This window comes from Simiaoa sunii, assembly GCF_014337175.1.
In the GTDB taxonomy this organism is placed as follows: domain Bacteria; phylum Bacillota; class Clostridia; order Lachnospirales; family Lachnospiraceae; genus Acetatifactor; species Acetatifactor intestinalis.
The window spans coordinates 694,251-715,489 of the sequence record NZ_CP060633.1 but is presented as its reverse complement, the minus strand read 5'-3'; the positions used below and the strand labels follow the sequence as shown (position 1 = coordinate 715,489).

Genomic DNA, 21,239 nt, shown 5'->3' with positions numbered 1-21,239 from the left:
CTTACTCACCCGCCTTTCTGGATTTCAGGATATCGTAGATGGGGAATTTCACGGGATACTGGTTGCCTTCGAGGATGATCTGACATGCCTTACGCTCTTCCACATTGATGACAAAGGGTCCCTGGAGGTTCACGGTCATCTTCGTAAGGTCGGAAGGTACGGTCACGGTCACCATGACCAGAATGTTCTCCGGGGTGAGTGTTCCTACACCGGTGAGCAGCTCATCATCCACCTCGGGATCATAGTCCGGGGTGACCAGCAAAGGATCCATGACCGGCATGGCAAAGCTGGGTTCTTCGATGGACTGCAGATAACGGATACCGGCACTGCTGCCTTTTTCCTCGTCATGCAGCATGGTGAAATGCTTCAGCTCCGGAAATCCGATGATTCCTTTATCAAATGTGATGATCTTGTTATCCGCGATCTCTACTTCCCCAAAATTTTTCGTCTGAATCTTCATAGAATACCTATGCCTTTCCGTACCTGCAAGCTTCCAGGTACTTCCGTATTTTTTACACTATCCTCTTAGATAAAGTTCAAAAGTGTGGTCTGCATGACTTTACCGGTAGCCATCAGAGCAGCTTCATAGGTCATCTCCGCACTCTTTAAGTTAATAGCGGTCTCTGTCACATCAATATCTTCGTTTTCGCTCTTTAATGTCTCAAAGGTGGTCTTCTGGCTCTTCATACGGTTCTCGATCAGCTCCAGCTTGCTGCTTCTGGTACCGCAGTTGGTGATGCACAGGTTGGCATCATCGAGATATCCCTGGAAGGTGGTAATGCTGCTCTCGAACAGCTTCTGGCATTTATCCTTCGACAGGGTCAGTGCCTTCTCCACGGCTTCCATCTGTTTTTTCAGAATATCCGCATCGCCGCCGGTAGCATTTTCCTGCAGGCCTTCGATCTTGGTCTTCACTGTCTCCAGATCCAGCACATCCTGCATCGCCTGTACCAGGTCATCCACGGTACGGCCGATTCCGTGCTGGAAGCACTCATCTGCAGTGGAATTTACACGGATGGTCTGATTGAAGCCTACATCATATTCGATCACCTGTCTGTCCTCATCATCCTGTGTATATTTCTCATTATATTTTATTGTCTTGCCATCCACGGTGGCATCACACCTGAAGTAATGCTCCGGCCGCAGATCTCCCTTCACCCAGTGATTCTTCTGATAGGTTACCTGAATCTCGCCCTCATTTTTACCGGAAGTGGCAGGATCATCCTTGCAATCCATCAGGGTCTTGTAGCGGTTCTCGCCCAGGAGCAGTTCTCCGGTCTCCGGTACATACACGATAGCATCAGGGTTCCCGGCTACCTTGCTGTAGGGATCCGCGGTAGAAGAAATTTCCTCAATGACCGGCTGGTGGGTATTCTGATCCGGCCATGTTACCTCCTGATAGCTGCCATCCGCCTGTTTCTCCTGAAAAGAAATGGAGGGAGTGCCGTTCTTTTTACAGTCATTATAGGACAGCTGAATACGATATACCTCCGTGGCCTTGACATCCTGTTCTGATATCTTATCAAAGCCCGCATCTTTATAATTCGCTGCGGTGATATCCAGCAGTTTACCGGTATTTACCTTGGTCAGCTTAGTGATGGAGCTGTTGCCCAGCTGCTCGGTGATATTGTATTCCGTGTTGTATTCCTTGTCAAAGCTTAAGGAAGTATCGGTACGATATCCGGTAAACACATAGCGTCCGGCGTAGTCGGCATCGCCGGTGCTGTAGACTTCATCTCCAAGGGCTTTCAGCTGTTCGAGAATGATCTGGCGGTCTTCTGCCTTCAGGTCTCCATTGGAGCCTTTCGTAGACTGTCTGATCATGCTTGTGATGATCTCTGTCAGGTTCTTCAGTGCATCTTCCGTCACGTCCAGCCAGCTCTCCGCATCGGGGATATTCTTGCTGTAATACTGGGTCACTTCCGTAACATTACTGCGCAGACGCAGGGCACGGATGGATACCACCGGGTCATCGGAAGGGCGGTTCACCTTCTTCTGGGTGGACATCTGTGTGCTCAGCTTATCCTGATATACTTTGTTCGTATTGATATTGGACAGATTATTACGTTGCATGATCTTGTTCGTAATTCTCATTTTGGTCCTTGTCCTTTCTCTCTATAGAATTCCATACCATTTTCATACTAGACTCCGGTCTCCAGGATCAGTCTGTCATAGATCTCCGTCAGGGTCTGGATCATCTTGGAAGCCAGATTGTATCCGTTCTGGTATTTCACCAGGTTCACCGCTTCTTCATCCTCATCGACACCGGAGATGGAGATTCTCTGATTATCGATAGTAGCGGAGATATCCTTAAAGCTTGCATAAAAGGTATTCGCTCTGGAAGCGTTCAAAGCCACATCCGACAGAATACACTGTAAAAATTCGGAAGCATTACATCCTCGGAAGCTCATCTTCGTCTTATCTGTGGCAAGATTCTTCAGATCGTTCAGCAGGTCATTCTGTTCCACGCCGTCCGCGGCATCCTTACGGTTCGCCATCAGTCCGGGATCCTGTTCGATAGCCTCCAGAATGTCGAAATTCTTCGCGGTCAGACGATAGTAACTGTCGTCGTTGACCTTTACCGTCATTTTGCTGCCGGCCTTTTTTTCCTGCTTGTCATATCGCTTCGCAGCGTCATCCAGCAGGAACTGCTCACCGCCGGTAGCTTTATTACCGGTGAACATCTTCACGCCGGGATCCCCGTTTCCGCTGTAACCGGAAGTCAGAATATCGTTGAATTTCTGAGAAAAGGTACGGATCCACTCATTCATCTGGTTCATGTAATAAGGGATGCCCTGATAGGACAGGTTGGTACCGATCTCTGCCTTTTTCCCTACACGGTCATTGGTAATTCCCCGGGGATTCTTCTCACTGTCCGATAAAGTAAATGTATAGGAGTAAGTGGCATTGCCGTTCGCATCATATTCGCAGGTATATTCCCAGGAATCATAGTAGAATTCCTGATTGCCCAGATCCAGGATGCCTCCCTGATCCGATAGATTACATTTATTCAGGTCCTGCAGATAAGCCTTGGTTACTTTTACGGTTACGGTATCGTGGGTCTTGCCGTCTGCCGTGGTCGTCGTGCCGGTGGCGGTCACCTGTCCGGTGAAATTCTCGCCGTTGTTGCCGTCACGCATCTGGATCAGTCCTGCCAGATCACCGCCCATGGATGCATTGTACAGGTTGAACTTCTGCCCGTCCGCCCAGTAGACTTCATAGAGACCGTCGATATCGGTCTGGTTTACTTTCTCATAGGAGGTTCTTGCCACACATTCGAGACCGTTGTAATCACTGCCGTCTACCAGCATCTGGCCTCCGGCGATCTTGACCATATATCTGTTGGCACCGGTCTCACGGTTCTCATTGTTGGCATCGATGATGGGAGTCTCCTTGACTTCCACATCCACGATCTTGGACAATTCATCGATCAGTAACGTTCTGCGGTCGCGGAGTTCATTCGCCTTCGTGCCGGTCAGTTCGATGGTATTGATCTGTTTATTTAAAGTAGCGATCTCGCCGGCGATGGAGTTGATCTCGTCCACCTTCAGCTTGATCTCCTGGTTGATGTCTTTCTGAACCTTTTCCAGGTTGCCCGCCATACCGTTAAAGTACTCAGTCAGGGCTCCGGCATATCCCACGAACTGGGACTTAGCGGTAGCACTGTTGGGATCTTTTAACAGAGCCTGCATACCGGTCACCATCAGCTGGTCGAAGATGGTCTTGAAGCCGGTACTTTTGCCGTCATCATCAAAATAGGTCTCCAGCTGCTTCATGTAGTACTGCTTCATATCGTATTCGCCCAGCTGTGCATTGTTGTCCCAGAATCTTCCGTCATAGAACTCATCGCGGACGCGCTCGATGGCCAGTGTCTCTACACCGGCGCCGGCACAGCCGTAGGTCTGGAATACCCGCAGTGCATTGGACGCCTGCTGTGTCACCTGCTGTCTGCTGTAGCCTTCCGTCTGTACATTGGCGATATTGTTGGACGTGGTGTTCATGGCAGCATTGCTGGCCAGCAGTCCTGTATATGCAATATTTAATCCAAAAAATTGTGAGGGCATTCTATATCGCCTCCTATACTCCTAATGTGGAAATAATATGTTCCAGCATCTCGCTGATCACATTGATATATCGACTGGATGCGTTGTATGCATTCTGGAACTTGATCATATTGGACAGTTCCTCGTCCGTGGAGACACCGACCACCTGCTCCCTGGCACTCTGTGTTGCTTCCACGGTGTTGACCTGGTTCTCATAAATGCTCCGGAACACATATCCGGAGTTTGCTACCTGTGATACCAGATCCGTATAATAATCTACAAAAGTAGTCTTTTTCTGTACGTTGGGATTCAGCGTATAGGATTCTTCGGTAAACGCTGCCTTCAGTGCATCCGCCGTTTTCTTATCCTCCGAACCGTCCGCCAGTCGGAATCCCAGCTTGGAGGGTTCCTGCATGAGAGCTGAATTGACTTGCAGATTACCAATGGTATAAAGGCTCTCAGGGCTGTCGGCCTTTTCCTCGTTCATGACCCAGTAGTCCTTGCCGTCTTTTCCGGTCACCTTACGATAGCCGTCTGTCGTCACCTTGGTAAATAACTGGATCGGAGTACCGTCTTCCATGCGCATATAGCCGTCGGAATCCACTGCGCAATATTTAGCATTTTTAAGTGTCGTACCGTCTGCCAGCTCCAAATCTCCGCTCTGTACCCCGGCTGCCTCTGCCAGGATATCATTGATCTTCGTCACCACATTGTGGATCATCTGGTCAAATTCACCCTGTATGTTCATAACGACCGATTGGGATACGCTGTCGTATTTTCCCTCTGCGAGGTCGGTATAGTTGGCTCTGTGATCTCCTCTGGCCAACAGCATTGCCTTCAGCCCGCCGATATCGGTTCCCAGATCAGAAGATATCTCGATAGAGAGGTCAAACACCTCTGCGCCATCTATATTATAGACTCTGGTACCGTCATCCCTTGTAGTATAAGAAGCATTCATGGGCCAGAACGGTGTCACGAAGCCGGTAGCTTCGTCCGTCTTCATGGCGATCTCATAGCAGGTTCCGTCCTTGACGAAATCTACACCCTCGATCTGTACGGATACACTGCCGTATCTGTCCTCGGAAAAACTCATATTGGTCAGCTCTGCCAGTTCATCGAGGATCTGATTTCTCGCATCCCGCAGGTCATTGGCATGCTCAATACCGCCGCACTCAATGGCACGGATCTGATCATTTAATGTCAGCAGCTGATTGCCGTATTTATTGATCTTATCCACATTCTGTCTGATCTGTGTATTCAGGTTGTCCTGATAGGAGCTTAAGCCATCATATACCGCACTTGCTCTCTGCACGAATTCGGATGCTCTCTGTACGATCAGTCCCTGCGTGACGGAGCTGCTGGGATCCTTGGAAAGCTCCTGTACTGCAGTCCAGAAATCGGTCATGGTCGTCTGAAAAGCCTCGCCGTTCAACTCTCCCAGCTGGCTCTCTACTTCTTCCATGACTTCCGTGGACACTTCATAGAACATACTGCGTCCGGATTCCTTGCGGTATGTTTTGTCCAGGAAATAATCTCTGACCTGTTTTACACGGGAATATGTGACACCCAGACCCGTCTGTTTGTTGGCAATAGACTTCGGGTCTGTAGATAATGTGACATAAGCTCTGTTAGATTGCTGTACCTGTTGTCTGGTATAGCCTGTGGTGTCCACATTAGAAAGATTATGCGCTGTGGTATTCAGCGCATTCTGACTTGTCTGTAATCCGGACGATCCAATATATAAACTACCCATTAATGGCATGAACTCTCACCTCTGTATCTTACTGCTTAGCATCGAAGCCATGATCGATAACGCCCATGGTATCTCCTGCATTGTAAGCTCCGCGATTGTAATTGGCTGTCTCGGGTGCTGTCTTCGCCGCCTGGAGGAGATTCATCTCGAACTCCACCATCTCCAGTGCACTGTTTAACAGTTCACTGTTCTGCTCGTTCACGCGCTTCAGTCCCCGGACTGCTGCCTGTAATCTGTCATGTGCTTCTGCCAGTGCCTGCTGCTCCGCAGGGCGTGCAGATAACATGGTGATCAGATTGGGCAGCTTCAGCTCTTTAACATCCCTGTTCAATACATCGGCTATATCAGCAGTCACTCCCGCTCTCTGTCTGTCGAGATTATGGATCCTGCTTACAAGCTCCTGCTCCTCGTCCGTGATCTTCTGTAATTCTGCAAGATCACCGCCTGCTATGATCGGTGTCTTGCGTTGTGATAACTGAAGCAGAGCCTCGTACTCCGTACTCTCTCTGCCTAATACATCTATCAGGTTTTCCATTAAACTAGCCAAAGAACTACCTCATTTCTTCCTGTTTCTGAAGCAGCTTCTCCGCAAAGCTTGCATTATCCACTCCATAAGTACCGTTCTGGATCCTTGCTTTAATGGGAGCCGTTAACTCTTCCCTGATGTCAGGTGCGGCGGCCACTGCTGCCTTAGCGGTCTGGAAATCCTTGCCCTGGCTGCTGATCTGCAGTCTGTCCGTGTGTGTGGCTGTCTTAGTCTTCTGTGTTCTGCTTAACTTCTGAGACTGATACAGCTGCTGTACCTGTGTATACGCTTCAATACGCATATCGACTCCTCCTTCCCGAATGTGATTCGTGTTTCACAATATGTATCGGACTAAATTGCAATTACTTTATAGTTCCCGCAAAAAAATGTAACGATCCCATGTCTGTGACATTCGGATCGTTACCTCAGATTTTTTAATATGCGTTCTCTTTGCAAAGTTCTCTGTCCACCTGTTGTACGCGGTAAATCTTATCATCTACCGTCACAGAGACCACCGTATCATCATGAGCATACAGTCCCTCTTCCACATAAGAGAATTTTTCCGGGGTCCTGCCCTCCTCCAGGATCCGGATCAGTGCTTCTACCCTTGGTCCATGTAGCGGATTGCATTCTCCGATACAGGTGATCTCATCCTTCAGTACGCAGTCCATGGATTCCGTGCTGACACCGTCAAAGGACAATATCATGATATCTCCTGCCGCCAGGTCACTGCCCACGGTTCTGCCCGCTGCGCGGATGGCTTCCATGGCTCCGAAGGCTTCATTATCGTTCTCGCAATAGACCACGTTGATATTGTCATATTTTTTCAGAAAAGCCTCCATGACCTCCTTGCCTTTGGCCTGGGTGAATTCTCCAGATACCTGGTCCAACAGATCCCAACCGTATTTTGCCACGCCCTGTTCCAGTCCCCTGGTCCGTCCGATCTGGGCAGAAGCACCGATGTTTCCCTGAATATTTACGATATGAATATCCTGTGGGGCAATTCCCTTGTTAACAGAAAAGGAATTCAGCCACTCTGACATTTTCAGGCCCTCCAATTCAAAATCAGACCCTACAAAGCAGGTAAACAGACTGTCATCCTCCACATCCACCTTCCGGTCCACGATGATCACCGGGATCCCGGCATCCTTCGCCTCTCTGAGCACCGTATCCCAACCGGTCTCCGTCACCGGTGCCAGCACGATATAATCTACCTCCTGCTGGATAAATGTGCGGATAGCCCGGATCTGATTGGCCTGCTTCTGCTGCCCATCCTCAAAGATCAGATCATACCCTGCCTCCTTTGTAAAAGTGCTTTTCATGGACTCCGTGTTGGCACTGCGCCAGTCGGATTCCGCTCCCAGCTGGGAAAAGCCAACAACGATACGATCCATCTGTATCTCTTCCGATGTCACCGTGTCATCCGCAGTACTTCGTCTGCTGCCACATCCGGCCAGTATCATTCCCAGCCCCAGCAACAGACCTATCATCCATCGTCTTCCTGTTCTGCATTTTTTCATATCTGTAATGTCATCCTGTTCTGTCATTCTTCCCACCCGGAAACCACTCTGTCATTCTCTCATTTTCCAGCAGGTTCTTTCTCTGTGTGAAAATACGCCACAGAGTTCTCCAGTTCCCCGGAGATCTGTTTCATTTTATCACAGTTTGCGCCCACTGTCTGTATCTGCGTCAGGATTTCCTCAATGTTTGCATTTACCTGCTGGTTGTTGGCTGCATTTTCCTCGCTGATAGCACTGAGACTGCCGATATTGCCCAGAATATCCTCTTTCTGCTGTGACAGATGTCTGGTCTCTCCGGCAATCTTGCGGATCTCTTCCGCAGAATGTCTGATACTTTCCTCTAACTGCTGATACTGCTCTCTGGTTGCAATAATGTAATCCTGTTCCTCCCGGATGATATCCTTTACCACATCCGCCTGTTCCACAGTCTCACCGGATTTCTCCGTGATCCCCTGTGCCAGTTCCTTGATCTGTTCGGCCCCGGCGGCACTCTGCTCCGACAGCTTACGGATTTCTTCCGCTACCACTGCAAATCCTCTTCCTGCCTCTCCGGCTCTGGCGGCCTCAATGGAGGCATTCAGACTTAAGAGATTTGTCTGTCCGGAAATGGAGAAGATCAGAGCTACCGCTTCATCGATTTTTTCAATGTAATCGTTGGTCTCATGGATCTTGGACGTAATAGTATCCACGGATTCCACGGAACGGCTGCTACCGGTCATGATCTTTTCCATACCTTCTCCGGCTTTTCTACTGTTGTCCTGCATCTCCTCCGAATCCTTCTGCAGTTGTCCGGCACTGGCACTGATGTCGTTGACCGCCGCACCAATCTCGTCCATGCGGTCACTGATGTTCTGTACATTTTCCGCCATTTCTTCTGCTGCAGCGGACAGCTGATCCACGGCCTGACTGATCTGCTCCGCCTGTTCCATGGTAGCATTGCTTCCCTCTGCGACCTGCCGTACACTGTTTAGAAGTTCTCCGGCTACCTCCTGCACACCGCCGATGACCTGTGCCAGATTCCGCTGCATCTGCGAGGTATTCAGTAACAGATTACGGATTTCACGGACGATACTGTGGGATTCTTTTTGGGCACTCAGATCACCTTCTGCCAGGGCATCCACCCTGGCGCCAGTCTCCTTCATCCTGCTCGACAGAGCTCTGCTCAGGAAAAAGCAGATGGCACCAAACAGAAGCACTATCCCCGCTGCGCAGATCAGGAATACAACCTCGATTTCCCACAGAGCATCGGTGATGTCATTTTTCCGTTCCGCCGCAAAAGCTACCGCAGTGATCCGTCCGTCATTCATAATCGGGATATAATAACCATAATAAGCATTTCCCTCTATCACTACATTTTTATCATAATACCCCTCCGTCCCACCGCCTGACACAAGGTCCTGATCCATGGGGATTTCACGGATACGATAGTCATTTTCATTTTTAATGGATGTGGTAGCCGGAATGCCATCTGCAAGAATGGCCATCTCCAGGTCTTCTTCCTTCAGGCTGTCCAGGTACTCGTAATAACTACTGGCATTCATTGCCGTGATCTCATTTTCCTTACAGTATTTTGCCAGATTATCCGCAGTTACATGCAGTGTGGTCTGTACACTTCCTTCCAGATTCGTTCTGGTCAGATGTAAGGATGTGGTGCTGAGGATCACTGTTGCCAGGACTACCGGTGCCAGTGCCAGCAGCATCAGCAGCAGGAACAGGCTGCATCCCTGTTTTTTCGGAGTCTTTTGTTTTTTTACCTTCGTCTTTTTCATAACTTTTCCCCCCTTAATATCCAGTGGATTACTTTTACTAGCGGAAAAAGAGTGTGGCTGCACATCAGCCACGCTCTTTTCATTTCGTTCTTCTCCTTCCTCCAGCGGAAGGAAACTACTCTTATTTATTTCTGCAGCATTTTCTTTTTTCTGGCGATCACCACGCTCTGTACCACCAGGAACAGACACAGCATAGCTGCAATAGTGATACCGGTCCACCATGCCTGATCCAGACCTGCACTGGATACGATGTTCTGGATGGTGCTTAAGGACAATACGCCGAAGAAGGTTCCGATGATATTACCAACACCGCCTGTCAACATTGTACCGCCGATGATAGAGGATGCAATGGCATTCATCTCCATGCCTGTCGCATGAGAAGCCGAACCGCTTCCTACATGCAGGAAGTATACATAGCCACCGATGCCTGCCAACAGTCCGCAGAGCAGATGGGACAGGAACTTCGTTCTCTTAACATTGATGCCCAGCATCAGTGCACTCTGGTTGTTGCCGCCCACAGCATAGAAACTGCGGCCCATCTTCGTCCAGCGGAGCATGACAAACATCACTATGACTACCATCAGTGCTACTATCACACCGATTTCCACATAGGCATTTACATAATTTCCCAGCTTGTTCACAGATCCCATCCCCGGAACGAACACACGTGTCTCCTTCAGTGCAGTGAAGTTTTCATTCGCCACATTGAAGGGCTTAGTATTTACGATGGTGGTCATGCCTCTGGCAAAGAACATCCCGGCCAGTGTCACGATAAAGGGCTGGATATCCAGGTACGCTACCAGGAAGCCCTGTACGATACCGAAGGCAAGGCCGATAGCAACGGCGATCAGCATAGAAATGAATACATTGCCTCCGCCAAAGTCCAGGTATACCGCACAGCTCATACTGACCAGTGCTACCACGCCACCGACGGAGATATCGATTCCACCAGTGATCATGACTAAGCTCATACCGCAGGAAAGTATGATCAGAGCTGCGTTGGCGTTCAGGATATTGAAAAACGTCTGTGGCTTTAAAAAGCCTTTTCCCTGGAACACGATAGCTCCGATATACATTGCAAAAAATACTACAATTGTGATGGTCAGCAGCAGATTGGTATCTGTCATATTTTTTAACTTCTTACCCATTTCAGCCAACCTCCTTTACGGTCTTACTCTGCTTCAGCTTCTTGCCAACAGCGGACAGCCATTCTCTTACCTTTGGCGTGCTTAATACCACCAACAGGATAACTACCACTGCTTTGTAAGCGGGAAGCGCATCCGACTGTACGTCAAATTTGTATAAGGTGGTGGTCAGGAACTGAATAACATAGGCACCCAGGATTGACGCTGCCATGTTGAACTTACCACCGCTTAAGGAATTGCCGCCCAATGCTACTGCCAGAATTGCATCCATCTCGATGTCCTTTGCGATCACAGAGTAGTTGATGGAGGACAGACGGCTTACCTTGATCAGTGCCGCTACCGCCACACACAGTCCTAAGATCACGAAGGTCAGGAACTTAATAAATGTGGGATTCAGTCCATTTAATTTTGAGGAATTTTCATTGATACCAACGGACTGGGTGTAAAGCCCCAGTGTCGTGAACTTCAGTACCAGGAAGATCACCAGTACGCACACTGCCGCAATGAAAAACGGTGTGGGAATGGGGATTCCGGGAATAAATCCGCCGAAATAACTGAAGGTCGGATCACTTACAATAGGAAGTTCGTTGTTGTTGATCCATGCAGCGATGGAACGGCCTGCCGTATAGAGGATCAGCGTCGCTACCATGGGCTGGATCTTGAAATACGCTACCAGCACACCGTTAAATGCGCCGAAGAGCATTGCCACCACACAGGCGATCAGAAAAGCTACGATAATGGGAGCCTGTAAGGTATCGGGTCTGGAATTGGTACCGCACAGTACCCGCAGGATCACACTGCCTGCAATAGCGATGGCCGCGCCCACACTGATATCCTGTCCGCCGGATGCGGCAGTGACCAGTGTCATGCCGATAGCCAGGATTGCCAGTTCGGAACCGTAGTCTAAGATTGTCATCAGATAGCCGGACAATACCGGATCTCCTGCGCTGTTATATCCCAGTGTGATCTTGAAAAAGCTGGGATCCGCGATCAGATTGAATACTGCCAGAATGATCAGGGCTGCAATGGGAATGAAGATCTGCTGCCGGAACAATCCGCTGAGGAAATTTTTATTCTGTTTTTCCACTGTTTTTTCCTTACTCATGTTTACTCTCACCTCCGGCAATCGTACTCATAATCTTGGTCTGGGTCAGATCCTCCCCGGACAGCTCTCCTACCACCCTGCGGTCTCTCATGACTATCAGCCGGGAACAGGTACGGAGCATCTCGTCGGTCTCAGAAGAAATGAAGGTCACGCTCATGCCTTCACCTGCCAGCTTCAGTACCAGCTTCTGGATATCCACCTTGGTGCCGACATCGATACCTCTCGTAGGCTCATCCAGGATCAGATATTCCGGATGGGTCAGAAGCCACCTGGCTAGAATTACCTTCTGCTGATTACCGCCGGACAGTGACTTGATGGGGGTCTCGGCGGATGCAGTCTTAATATCCAACAGTTTGATGTATTCGTCTGCAAATTTATTAGCTTCCGCCCGGGAGATCGGTCGGAAGAATCCACGAAGCACCTGTAGTGCCAGGATAATATTCTCTCTTACAGACAAGTCACCTACGATACCGTCCCGCTTACGATCCTCCGGCAGATAACCAATGCCATGACGCATAGCATCCAGAGGCTTAGTGATCTTCACCTGTCTGCCATTCTTTTTCACTGTGCCGCCAATGATACGGTCGGCACCGAAAATAGCACGGACACATTCGCTTCGGCCGGATCCCAGCAATCCGGTAAATCCGTTGACCTCACCCTTTTTGATATAGAAATCAAAAGGCTTGATCCCGGCGTCACTGCACAGATCCTTGGTCTCGAATAGCGGCTCTGTGCTTTCCGCTTTCTGATCTGCTTTCTGTTCACCCTTGATGTCGGACAGGTCATCCAGCTCCTTGCCGAGCATCTTGGATACCAGCTGTACTCTGGGCAAGTCCTTGATGGCATATTCGCCTACCAGTCCGCCATCCCGCAGGACAGTGATCTTGTCACACACTTCATATACCTGATCCAGAAAATGAGTTACGAAGATAATACCCACGCCTCTGGCCTTCAGATCACGCATCAGACCGAAAAGCTTTTCTACTTCCTGCTCATCCAGAGAGGAGGTCGGCTCATCCAGGATCAGTACTTTACAATCCATATCTACAGCTCTGGCGATGGCCACCATCTGCTGTACAGCGATAGAGCAGCTTGCCAGCTGTTGGGACGCTTTCGCAGGGATATCCAGATTCTGTAAAATCTTATCTGCGTCCTCATTCATTTTCTTCCAGTTCTGATAGATCTTGTTAGAACGTCCTATGTACATGTTCTCTGCCACGGACAGATTCGGACAGAGTGTGATCTCCTGATATACAGTACTGATGCCCAGCTTCTGTGCCTCCTGCGGAGAGTGAATGGACACGGCCTTGTCTTTGCCGTCGATGAAGATCTGTCCTTCATCCTTGCTATAGACACCTGTCAGCACCTTGATCAGGGTTGACTTTCCGGCACCGTTTTCTCCCATCAATGCATGGATCTCACCTTTGTTCAGATGGAAATCCACACCCTTCAGAGCTCGTACACCGGGAAAGCTTTTGTGAATATTTCTCATTTCCAATACTTTGTTATTGTCCAAAAGTTTCACCCCTTAATCTTCTTTGATCTTTGATAAAAGAAGCGCGGAGCTAGCATGCGCCGCGCTTCTGGTCATTTACATCAGACTAGATACCGTAGTTGTCTACATCTTCCTGAGTAATGGTGGTCGCATCGAAGCCCTTCTCGTCCATGATGATGGTCTTCTCGGAGATGGTCTCACCGTTCTCCAGCTTTTTGATGATCTCATCAATATAGGAAGCCTGGAAAGGATTGCACTGTCCATCGTAGTTCCAGTTGCCTGCCTTCAGCTCTTCCAGAGCCCACTTGTTGCAGTCAAAGCCCATAACGATAACGTCTTTGCCTACGCCGTGGGAGATATTAGCCTTATCCAGAGCTGCTACCGCACCCTTAGCCATATCATCGTTCTCAGCGTAGATTACGTTGAAAGGAGTACCTGCATCGATCACGGACTGTACGATCTGCTGTGCTTTCTCTGCGTTCCACTCAGCGGTCTGCTGTGTTACGAGATTGAAGCCGTCGTTTGCTGCCGCGTCATCCAGGGCACCGGTACGTCCCTGCTGTGCTGCAGAACCCATAACACCCTGTAAATGAATGATGTTATATTCACTTAAGTTTTGGCTCTTTAACCAGTCAACTGCGGTCTGGCCTTCCTTTGCCATATCGGATACGATGGATGCCTCATACAGGCTCTCATCTGCATCAATGGTACGGTCGAAGAGGATAACTCTGATGCCTGCATCCTGTGCGTCCTTCAATACGGAATCCCAGCCGGCAGTATCTGCTGCGGACAGAAGCAGGTAGTCAACGCCATCCTGGATGAACTTCTGTGCTGCGGTGATCTGCTCGTCGTTCTTTAAGCTGTATGCGAAGGATGCTTCGTAGCCGTTTGCCTCAGTGAAAGTATTCTTCATATCTTTATCATTTGCAGTACGATAACCGGACTCGTTAGGGTCATTGTTAATGATACCGACCTTGATCAGATCTCCGGATGCATCCGTGCTTGTAGCTCCGGCGCTTGCGGTGTCCGTAGCTGCACTTCCGGTGGCTGCGCTGCTGCCCGCATCAGAGGAGCCGCATGCTACCAGACTAAATACCATGGTTGCTGCCATTACTGCTGCTAAAATTTTCTTTTTCATTGTATAACCTCCCAATTTTTTTGTTGTTCAAAGAACTATTTCTTTGATGATCCTATTTTATCGTGAAAAAAAGCAAAAAACCATGAAGATACCTCTCGGAAAAGTTGGAATTTTTATGGCAAAAAAGAACCACCCTCGTAAACGGTTGAATATTTTACGATGATGGTTTATTTTTCTCACAAAGTATATTCCGGCAGCCGTACCGTCACGCAGGTTCCCTCGCCATAGGTACTGGTAATGGTGATCCCATATTTTTCCCCGAAGTTCAAACGGATCCGTTCATTTACATTATAAAGTCCGTAGATTTCCGTCTCACAGGCATTTCGATTGCGGATGCCCTCCCGTACCTGTCCCAGGCGTTCCGGTGTCATGCCCCTGCCATTGTCGGTGATCCGCAGGATACAGTCACTGTCCTCCATTTCCCCATCAATGCGGATCATACCCTTTCCCCGTTTGTTCTTAATGCCGTGGTACAGCGCATTTTCCACCAGCGGCTGCAATGTGATCTTGGGTATCCGGCTGGAGTACAGTTCTTCCGGCACGCAGATTTCATATTGGAGAATATCCTGATAGCGCATCTGCTGGATTTCCAGATAGCTGCGCACATGCTGAAGCTCTTCCCTGACATCCAGAATATCCTGTCCCTGATTTAATGAAATGCGGAAGAAATCGGACAGACTGCCTACCATACTCACAACCTTTTTCTGTTCACCGGCCTCCGCCAGCCATACGATGGCATCCAGCGTATTATATAGAAAATGAGGATTGATCTGGGACTGCAGCAGTTCAAATTCCGCCTTGCGCAGCCGCACCTGCTCGGTCTTCACCTGCTCCAGCAGTTCATTGATCTTGTCGATCATGGTATTCATAGAATCGCTGAGCACCCGGGCCTCCAATCCGCCGGTCACATCCGATCGTACCGTCAGATCCCCTTTCGCCACCTGATCTGTCACCTGGGTCAGTCGTCTGATAGGTCTTGTAATACTCAGCGGAATATAATAGGATAAAAATAAACACAACATCAGGATCAATGCAAAAGCGATCACAGAAAACCGGATCATATTCACAAAAAAGTCCTGATACTGCTGTCTGCTCTCCTGGATCCCACGGATCTCATAATAGATGTATCGTGACATCGTGTCTCCTACCAGAGATGTCACGATCTGTACATCATTTTCCCAGATTTCTATATTATCTTCGTAACGGTTACCCTCACGGATATTGTCCTCGATCCTTCCAATATAGGTTCCCAGGTTATTCAGATATTTCTTTACGCTGGTCAGGCGCTTGCGATTCTCCTGTGATTCAGTTAATTCCTCCAGTCCTGCCACGATCTCATCTGCTTCCTCCAGCATGGCATGGAGACTGGATTCCTCCAGCGTCTTGTTGCCCACAATGAGGAGATAGGTCTCATAATCAAAATCCTTTTGGAAATCCAGGCTGAACTGACTGGCCATAACAGAGGAATTGACCATGTCCTCATATCTGCGATTGTTATTCCACAGATTATAGAAACAGAAGATCAGAAACAATACAAAAGGCACTAAAAGGCAAAGATAAGAATATCTTATCTTTGCCACGAGCGTAGAATGATCGTAAATTTCTTTTAACCTTTTTCTCATAAGAAGTCCTTTCCGCGATCGTGGCTATTTGATGCCGCCCCGATACTGGGTAGGTGTCATCCCCTGGGTCTTTTTGAACAGATAGGAAAAATAATGAGGGTCCTTGTACCCTACCTCCTGACTGATCAGGCTGCTGCGTTTGCCGGTGCAGCGCAATAATTCCTTTGCTTTGTTCATACGGTAATCCGTCAGATATTTAATGAAACTCATCCCTGTCTGCTGACTGAAGATCATGCTCAGATGATTCGGTGAGAAATTCACGTGGGATGCCAGCAGATTCAATGACAGCTCCTCTTCTGCATAGTTTTCCTCTATATATTTCATCACCTGCTCCACCACATCGTCATAGCGGCTGCTGGCTGCTCTGTCTCTTGCTTCCAGCGCTTTGTCCAGGATCCGTATAATATACTGTATAGCACTGTCGCTGTCCTGCTGCGTCTTCTCATCCTGGCTCGGAGTCTCCGGATCCTGCGTATCTGTTGACAGGCTTTCCAGGAAATCCGCCACGCAGAAATAGGCATCCATCGTGATGTACTGCCTGAAAATATTGGACTGCAGTGCTTTGTTGCTCAGATCCCGGAAAAATTCTTCTACGAAATAAACGACCTCTTCTCTGTCTCCCTGCTTTAAGAATTCCTGGATCCTGGTCCGATCGATCTGTTTGGGATTGACTTGCTTGATATCAAAGTGCTCTTCTTCCGTTCCCTGTGCCAGATACCCGCCATCCAGGATGCGGCTGTCCTGCACCAGATACCTGTGAGCAAAAGCATGACTGGCCTGTTCAAAGGAGGCCGGAAGCTCCCGCAGACGGTTCACCGGTCTGCCAATGCCTCCGAAATAGCGGACGTGCTCATACTTTTCCATAATATCTTTGATCTTCTCAATATATTCCTGCTGCTGAAGCTGTAACTGTTCTTCAGATTCCGCCTTTAGCAGAAATGCTTTGCCCTCCAGGTTACGGTCAAATGATACTACCGTTGTTCCGTCCTCCAGTGACCGCAGTTCTTCTTCGATGCGGATCAGGCTGCCGGAGTATTCGTCCTGTGCATGGCGCAGTGACTGCGTCTTAAATAAAATAATATTGTACCACGGTGCCGACAGATCGATGCCGAGTCTCTCCGCTGACTCCAGTAATTCTGCTGCGGTATTATCGCCAACGACCAGACTCTGGAACAGTTTTTTTCGCTCTCTGAGTGTATTTTCCTCCATCTCCTTCAAATAGCGCTCACGGATCTGGGTAGCTCTGCGTTTTTCCTCGATCTTTGCTGAGAGTTCCTCCAGTTCGGCCAGAAGTTCCTCTCCGTTAATCGGCTTGGACAAATACTGCGCCACCCCCAGTTTGATGGCTTCCTTCGCGTATTCAAATTCCTGATAACCGGACAGAATGATGATCTCGATGTCCGGAAGCTCTCTGCGGATCAGTCTGCTGAGCTCCAGCCCATCCATAAACGGCATCCGGATATCAGTGATCACGATATCCGGACGCAGCCTCTGGATCATGGGATAGGCCAGTTCTCCGTCACCGGCCTCCCCACAGAACTCATAGCCATGAGTCTCCCAGTCGATATTATTTTTGATTCCCTCGCGGATGACGAATTCATCCTCCACCAAAAACACTTTTAACATTTTTACGATACCCTTCTTTATCTACGGATAGAAGTATCTGGTTTTCCCATCCCGGCTTCCGTTGTCCTAGCGGTAGAATACTTCTCCTAGCATCAAGTCTCTCTTCAGATCACGGATCTTTGTATCCTTGTCGATATATACAGCCTCGATACCCATCATAGCTGCCCAGTCGCCCATCTGCTCAGCCGTCAGATCATAGGTAAAGGCGGTATGATGCGCACCGCCTGCCAGGATCCAGGCTTCCGCTCCGGTATACATATCCGGCTCCGGTGTCCAGAAATTGGTGGCTACGGGCAGCTTTGGCATAGGTTTCTCCACTTTCTTACAGTTCACATCATTGATGATCAGGCGGAAACGATTGCCCAGATCGATCAGGGATGTAGCAATGCCGTGTCCCTCCTTGGAAGTAAATACCAGTCTGGCGGGATCCTCTCTGTCTCCCATGGACAGAGGCTGGCATTTGATGCTGATCGGACCGTCCGCAATAGTAGGACAGATTTCCAACATATGAGCTTCCAGAATACCCTCTTTTCCCTTGACCAGATTATAGGTATAGTCCTCCAGCATGGAAGTACCCTTGGCATCCTTCACTCCCCCGGTCATGATCTTCATCAGACGCACCATGGCTGCTACTTTCCAGTCGCCTTCCGCACCGAAGCCGTAGCCTTTCTCCATCAGCCGCTGGATCGCCAGTCCCGGTAGCTGCTTCAGGGCACCCAGATCACCGAAATGGGTCACGATCGCCTGATAGTTTTTCTCCTCCAGGAAGCGTTCAAAACCCAGTTCGATCTGTGCCTGCACCGCTACATGCTTTCTGAACTCTCCGGGATCTCTTCCCTCTAATAAAATATTATACTTCTCATAGTACTCATCTACAAGAGCATTGACATCAGATTTGGAAACTGCATCTACACTCTCTGCGATCTCGTTTACGGGGTAAGCATCTACTTCCCAGCCAAACTTGATCTGTGCCTCTACCTTGTCGCCCTCGGTTACCGCTACATTGCGCATATTATCTGCCACACGCATGATACGGATATGGCTGCTCTCCACCACGCCTACCGCGGTGCGCATCCAGGATGCGAGCTTGCCCTGTACCACCGGGTCTGACCAATGGCCCACCACCACCTTGCGCTCCATACGCATACGGCTGACAATGTGGCCGTACTCTCTGTCACCATGTGCAGACTGGTTCTCATTCATGAAGTCCATATCAATGGTATCATAGGGCAGCTCCTCGTTAAACTGCGTATGGAAATGCAGCAACGGTTTGCGATACTCCTGCAATCCCAGGATCCATGATTTCGCCGGAGAAAAGGTATGCATCCAGGTGATCACGCCGGCGCAGTTTTCATCCAGATTGGCTTCATTGAAGGTGCGGCGGATCAGCTCGTTGGTGATCAGGGTCGGCTTCCATACAACCTCGTAGGGCAGCACACCGGAAGTATTCAGGGCATCCACGATTTTGTGGGAATGCTCCGCCACCTTCGCAAGGCACTCGTCTCCATACAAGTCCTGCGAGCCTGTGCAAAACCAGAATTGATAGTTTTTCGTCTGTAACATAAGTAATACCTCCTCTGAAAATACGATTTCTATATTCCCATTCTACAACTTGTATGCTTCTACTAACAAGTTGTATATTTGGAGGTGAATATACCTCCTAAACGGAAGAATTCTATTTTGGGTCAGTAATATATCTGCCTTACTAAATTGAAAGTTAGTGAAATAATCCCGTAGCCCTTGGCAGGGTATAAGAAACGCGGCACGCTCGCGCTCTGTCGCAGAGCGTAGCGGTACATAAGCGAGGAAAGTACCCTCGCTAAGTACCGACGTCTGCTTACGGCCTGCTTATTCTTATACCCAGCCGGGGCTACTGATTTCTTGAAAAATTTCATGGGTCTATAGAGAAAAATTTGCTTTCCAGATACTCAATTTCTTCAAAATGAGTATCTCAGAGCCAGTTTTTTCCCTATAGACCCATATTCAGCTTTTTATGTGTTATTTGCAGCAAATTTAGTATCTCACAACTCAGTTTTTTTGCATAGACCCAAAAACACAGAATGCCCACGGTGGACGGAATGTCATGCCGCGATGTCTGTCGGAGGGTGTTGATATTTTCTTGAAAAGTGCTGATAGACAGGGGGAAAGCGGACACGATGTCCGCGTCAGCCGATTGTCGACATGGATGTCGACTGTAGGCGACCCCGTCATGACGAGAACCACTCATCACTTTTCGTAGAAAATTCACATCCGGAGACTTTACATCGAGACATGTGTATCGCATGCTCCGGGAGTTCGTGGATTTTGCCAATGTATTTCACTAACTTTCAATCTACTGCAGCAGGAGTTTCCCACCACGAGCTCCGGCTGGATGAGAATTCTTCTCTCCTCCGGCTGTAAAATCTCGCCCTGCAGAAGAGACAACAACAACTGTGCGGCCATCTCTCCCAACTTCTCCTGGGGATGCACGATGGTCGTGAGGTGAAAACCATCACCCATGGCCATGCATGAGTTGTCATAGCCGGTGACAGAAATATCCTCCGGAACACGGATCCCGCGGGAGGCCAGTGCCGGAATGATCTGCATAGCGATCTGATCGTTATAGCATACGACGGCATCCAGTGAAATCCCCTTTGCCAGTAGTCGCAGAATTCCTTCCCGGGGATGTACCTTTCTATCCTCCGTATGGAACCATATCACCTTATCGGGATCGTAGAGCATACCCGCTTCCTGTAATGCCTGCACATAGCCGCGATGGCGGTTCTGCCCCTGGATGTCATCCGCCTTGAAGATTCCGGCAATACTACGATGCCCATTGTCTAACAGATACTTTGTGATCATATATCCGCCCCTGCAGTCATCCATCAGCACCTGTGGTCTGTCCTCCATCCGGTCGAAGCAGCCCTGTATGAACACGTAAGGAATTCCATAGCTTTCGAGCTGTTCATATAAATGCAGATGCCTGCAGCTGATCTGGCTTTTACTGGGTTCGATGATGACTCCGTCGATGTCCTTCTGCAACAGCTCTTCGAGACATCTGGCTTCCTGGCTTCTGGAATTGTGGGTATTTTTCAGCAGAATACTATAGCCTTCAGCCGTGAGGACATCATCAATCCCCTGAATGACCCTCGGGAAAATATAATCCGACAGATAAGTGGTCACTACAGCTATATTGTGGGATTTATGTCCGGGACGTAACCGCTCCGATACAAAGGTTCCTTTTCCATGCATTGCATAAATATATCCTTCCTGTTCCAGGATCGCCAGTGCTTTCCGGACAGTCTGACGGCTCACCTGATAAGCAGCCGCCAATTGGTTCTCAGAAGGCACACGATCCCCCGCCCGCAGTTCTCCCCGGTGGATCTGCTCCTCCAGGTCATGATGCATTTTATAGTATTTCAGCTGTTTTTCTTCCATTGATTCCAGCCCTGCTCTTTCTCTATCTGGATTTTATCTATCCAAATCTTGTTTCCAGACAACACTGTTCCTATCTTTCT

16 protein-coding genes are annotated in these 21,239 nt (G+C 49.0%); all 16 read right to left on the bottom strand.

Translation table 11 applies throughout. The features are described 5' to 3' along the window. Position 1: 1 nt before the first annotated feature. Positions 2-460: a flagellar assembly protein FliW gene (gene fliW, locus H9Q77_RS03405; protein ID WP_118547174.1), complete on the bottom strand. Its 459-nt coding sequence runs from the start codon at positions 458-460 to the stop codon at positions 2-4. 65 nt (positions 461-525) lie between these two features. Beyond that, positions 526-2,094: a flagellin N-terminal helical domain-containing protein gene (locus H9Q77_RS03400; RefSeq protein ID WP_118547173.1), complete on the bottom strand. Its 1,569-nt coding sequence runs from the start codon at positions 2,092-2,094 to the stop codon at positions 526-528. A 47-nt stretch (positions 2,095-2,141) separates the two neighbouring features. Next, positions 2,142-4,064 carry a flagellar hook-associated protein FlgK gene (gene flgK, locus H9Q77_RS03395; protein ID WP_249326536.1) on the bottom strand — a complete coding sequence of 641 codons (1,923 nt, stop codon included), beginning with the start codon at positions 4,062-4,064 and terminating at the stop codon, positions 2,142-2,144. A 13-nt stretch (positions 4,065-4,077) separates the two neighbouring features. Further along, positions 4,078-5,796, bottom strand: a complete 1,719-nt coding sequence (gene flgK / locus H9Q77_RS03390; RefSeq protein ID WP_249326535.1) for a flagellar hook-associated protein FlgK — start codon at positions 5,794-5,796, stop codon at positions 4,078-4,080. A gap of 28 nt (positions 5,797-5,824) precedes the next feature. Continuing rightward, the gene (locus tag H9Q77_RS03385; protein WP_249326534.1) at positions 5,825-6,343 is read right to left on the bottom strand and encodes a flagellar protein FlgN; all 519 of its coding nucleotides are present in this window, start codon (positions 6,341-6,343) and stop codon (positions 5,825-5,827) included. Between the two features lie 4 nt (positions 6,344-6,347). Next, on the bottom strand, positions 6,348-6,623 hold the full coding sequence (flgM, locus tag H9Q77_RS03380; protein WP_118547169.1) for a flagellar biosynthesis anti-sigma factor FlgM: 276 nt from the start codon (positions 6,621-6,623) through the stop codon (positions 6,348-6,350). Positions 6,624-6,756: 133 nt separating this feature from the next. After that, complete coding sequence (locus H9Q77_RS03375) at positions 6,757-7,869, bottom strand: ABC transporter substrate-binding protein (protein WP_249326533.1); 1,113 nt, start codon at positions 7,867-7,869, stop codon at positions 6,757-6,759. A 32-nt stretch (positions 7,870-7,901) separates the two neighbouring features. Further along, positions 7,902-9,611, bottom strand: a complete 1,710-nt coding sequence (locus tag H9Q77_RS03370) for a methyl-accepting chemotaxis protein (RefSeq protein WP_249326532.1) — start codon at positions 9,609-9,611, stop codon at positions 7,902-7,904. A gap of 125 nt (positions 9,612-9,736) precedes the next feature. Next, positions 9,737-10,759, bottom strand: a complete 1,023-nt coding sequence (locus H9Q77_RS03365; RefSeq protein WP_022152727.1) for an ABC transporter permease — start codon at positions 10,757-10,759, stop codon at positions 9,737-9,739. A gap of 1 nt (position 10,760) precedes the next feature. Next, positions 10,761-11,861, bottom strand: coding sequence for an ABC transporter permease (locus tag H9Q77_RS03360; RefSeq protein ID WP_022152728.1), 1,101 nt, complete (start codon positions 11,859-11,861; stop codon positions 10,761-10,763). Continuing rightward, positions 11,854-13,353: a sugar ABC transporter ATP-binding protein gene (locus H9Q77_RS03355; protein WP_118547208.1), complete on the bottom strand. Its 1,500-nt coding sequence runs from the start codon at positions 13,351-13,353 to the stop codon at positions 11,854-11,856. The genes H9Q77_RS03360 and H9Q77_RS03355 overlap by 8 nt, the downstream gene beginning before the upstream one ends. 109 nt (positions 13,354-13,462) lie before the next feature. Continuing rightward, entirely contained in the window at positions 13,463-14,494 is a 1,032-nt protein-coding gene (locus H9Q77_RS03350; RefSeq protein WP_022152730.1) for an ABC transporter substrate-binding protein, read from the bottom strand. A 176-nt stretch (positions 14,495-14,670) separates the two neighbouring features. Continuing rightward, positions 14,671-16,116, bottom strand: a complete 1,446-nt coding sequence (locus H9Q77_RS03345) for a sensor histidine kinase (protein ID WP_118551109.1) — start codon at positions 16,114-16,116, stop codon at positions 14,671-14,673. Between the two features lie 24 nt (positions 16,117-16,140). Next, positions 16,141-17,742, bottom strand: a complete 1,602-nt coding sequence (locus tag H9Q77_RS03340; protein WP_118551108.1) for a response regulator — start codon at positions 17,740-17,742, stop codon at positions 16,141-16,143. A gap of 66 nt (positions 17,743-17,808) precedes the next feature. Continuing rightward, entirely contained in the window at positions 17,809-19,305 is a 1,497-nt protein-coding gene (gene araA / locus H9Q77_RS03335; RefSeq protein ID WP_249326531.1) for an L-arabinose isomerase, read from the bottom strand. 696 nt (positions 19,306-20,001) lie between these two features. Next, positions 20,002-21,159: a GntR family transcriptional regulator gene (locus H9Q77_RS03330; protein WP_249326530.1), complete on the bottom strand. Its 1,158-nt coding sequence runs from the start codon at positions 21,157-21,159 to the stop codon at positions 20,002-20,004. Positions 21,160-21,239: the final 80 nt, after the last annotated feature.

Coding starts and splice junctions, on each gene's coding strand:
- H9Q77_RS03365 (WP_022152727.1), bottom strand. CDS start 10,759: ATGGGTAAGAAGTTAAAAAATATGACAGATACCAATCTGCTGCTGACC.
- H9Q77_RS03340 (WP_118551108.1), bottom strand. CDS start 17,742: ATGTTAAAAGTGTTTTTGGTGGAGGATGAATTCGTCATCCGCGAGGGA.
- H9Q77_RS03375 (WP_249326533.1), bottom strand. CDS start 7,869: ATGACAGAACAGGATGACATTACAGATATGAAAAAATGCAGAACAGGA.
- H9Q77_RS03355 (WP_118547208.1), bottom strand. CDS start 13,353: ATGAGAAATATTCACAAAAGCTTTCCCGGTGTACGAGCTCTGAAGGGT.
- H9Q77_RS03350 (WP_022152730.1), bottom strand. CDS start 14,494: ATGAAAAAGAAAATTTTAGCAGCAGTAATGGCAGCAACCATGGTATTT.
- fliW (WP_118547174.1), bottom strand. CDS start 460: ATGAAGATTCAGACGAAAAATTTTGGGGAAGTAGAGATCGCGGATAAC.
- araA (WP_249326531.1), bottom strand. CDS start 19,305: ATGTTACAGACGAAAAACTATCAATTCTGGTTTTGCACAGGCTCGCAG.
- H9Q77_RS03330 (WP_249326530.1), bottom strand. CDS start 21,159: ATGGAAGAAAAACAGCTGAAATACTATAAAATGCATCATGACCTGGAG.
- H9Q77_RS03400 (WP_118547173.1), bottom strand. CDS start 2,094: ATGAGAATTACGAACAAGATCATGCAACGTAATAATCTGTCCAATATC.
- H9Q77_RS03370 (WP_249326532.1), bottom strand. CDS start 9,611: ATGAAAAAGACGAAGGTAAAAAAACAAAAGACTCCGAAAAAACAGGGA.
- flgM (WP_118547169.1), bottom strand. CDS start 6,623: ATGCGTATTGAAGCGTATACACAGGTACAGCAGCTGTATCAGTCTCAG.
- flgK (WP_249326536.1), bottom strand. CDS start 4,064: ATGCCCTCACAATTTTTTGGATTAAATATTGCATATACAGGACTGCTG.
- H9Q77_RS03360 (WP_022152728.1), bottom strand. CDS start 11,861: ATGAGTAAGGAAAAAACAGTGGAAAAACAGAATAAAAATTTCCTCAGC.
- flgK (WP_249326535.1), bottom strand. CDS start 5,796: ATGGGTAGTTTATATATTGGATCGTCCGGATTACAGACAAGTCAGAAT.
- H9Q77_RS03345 (WP_118551109.1), bottom strand. CDS start 16,116: ATGAGAAAAAGGTTAAAAGAAATTTACGATCATTCTACGCTCGTGGCA.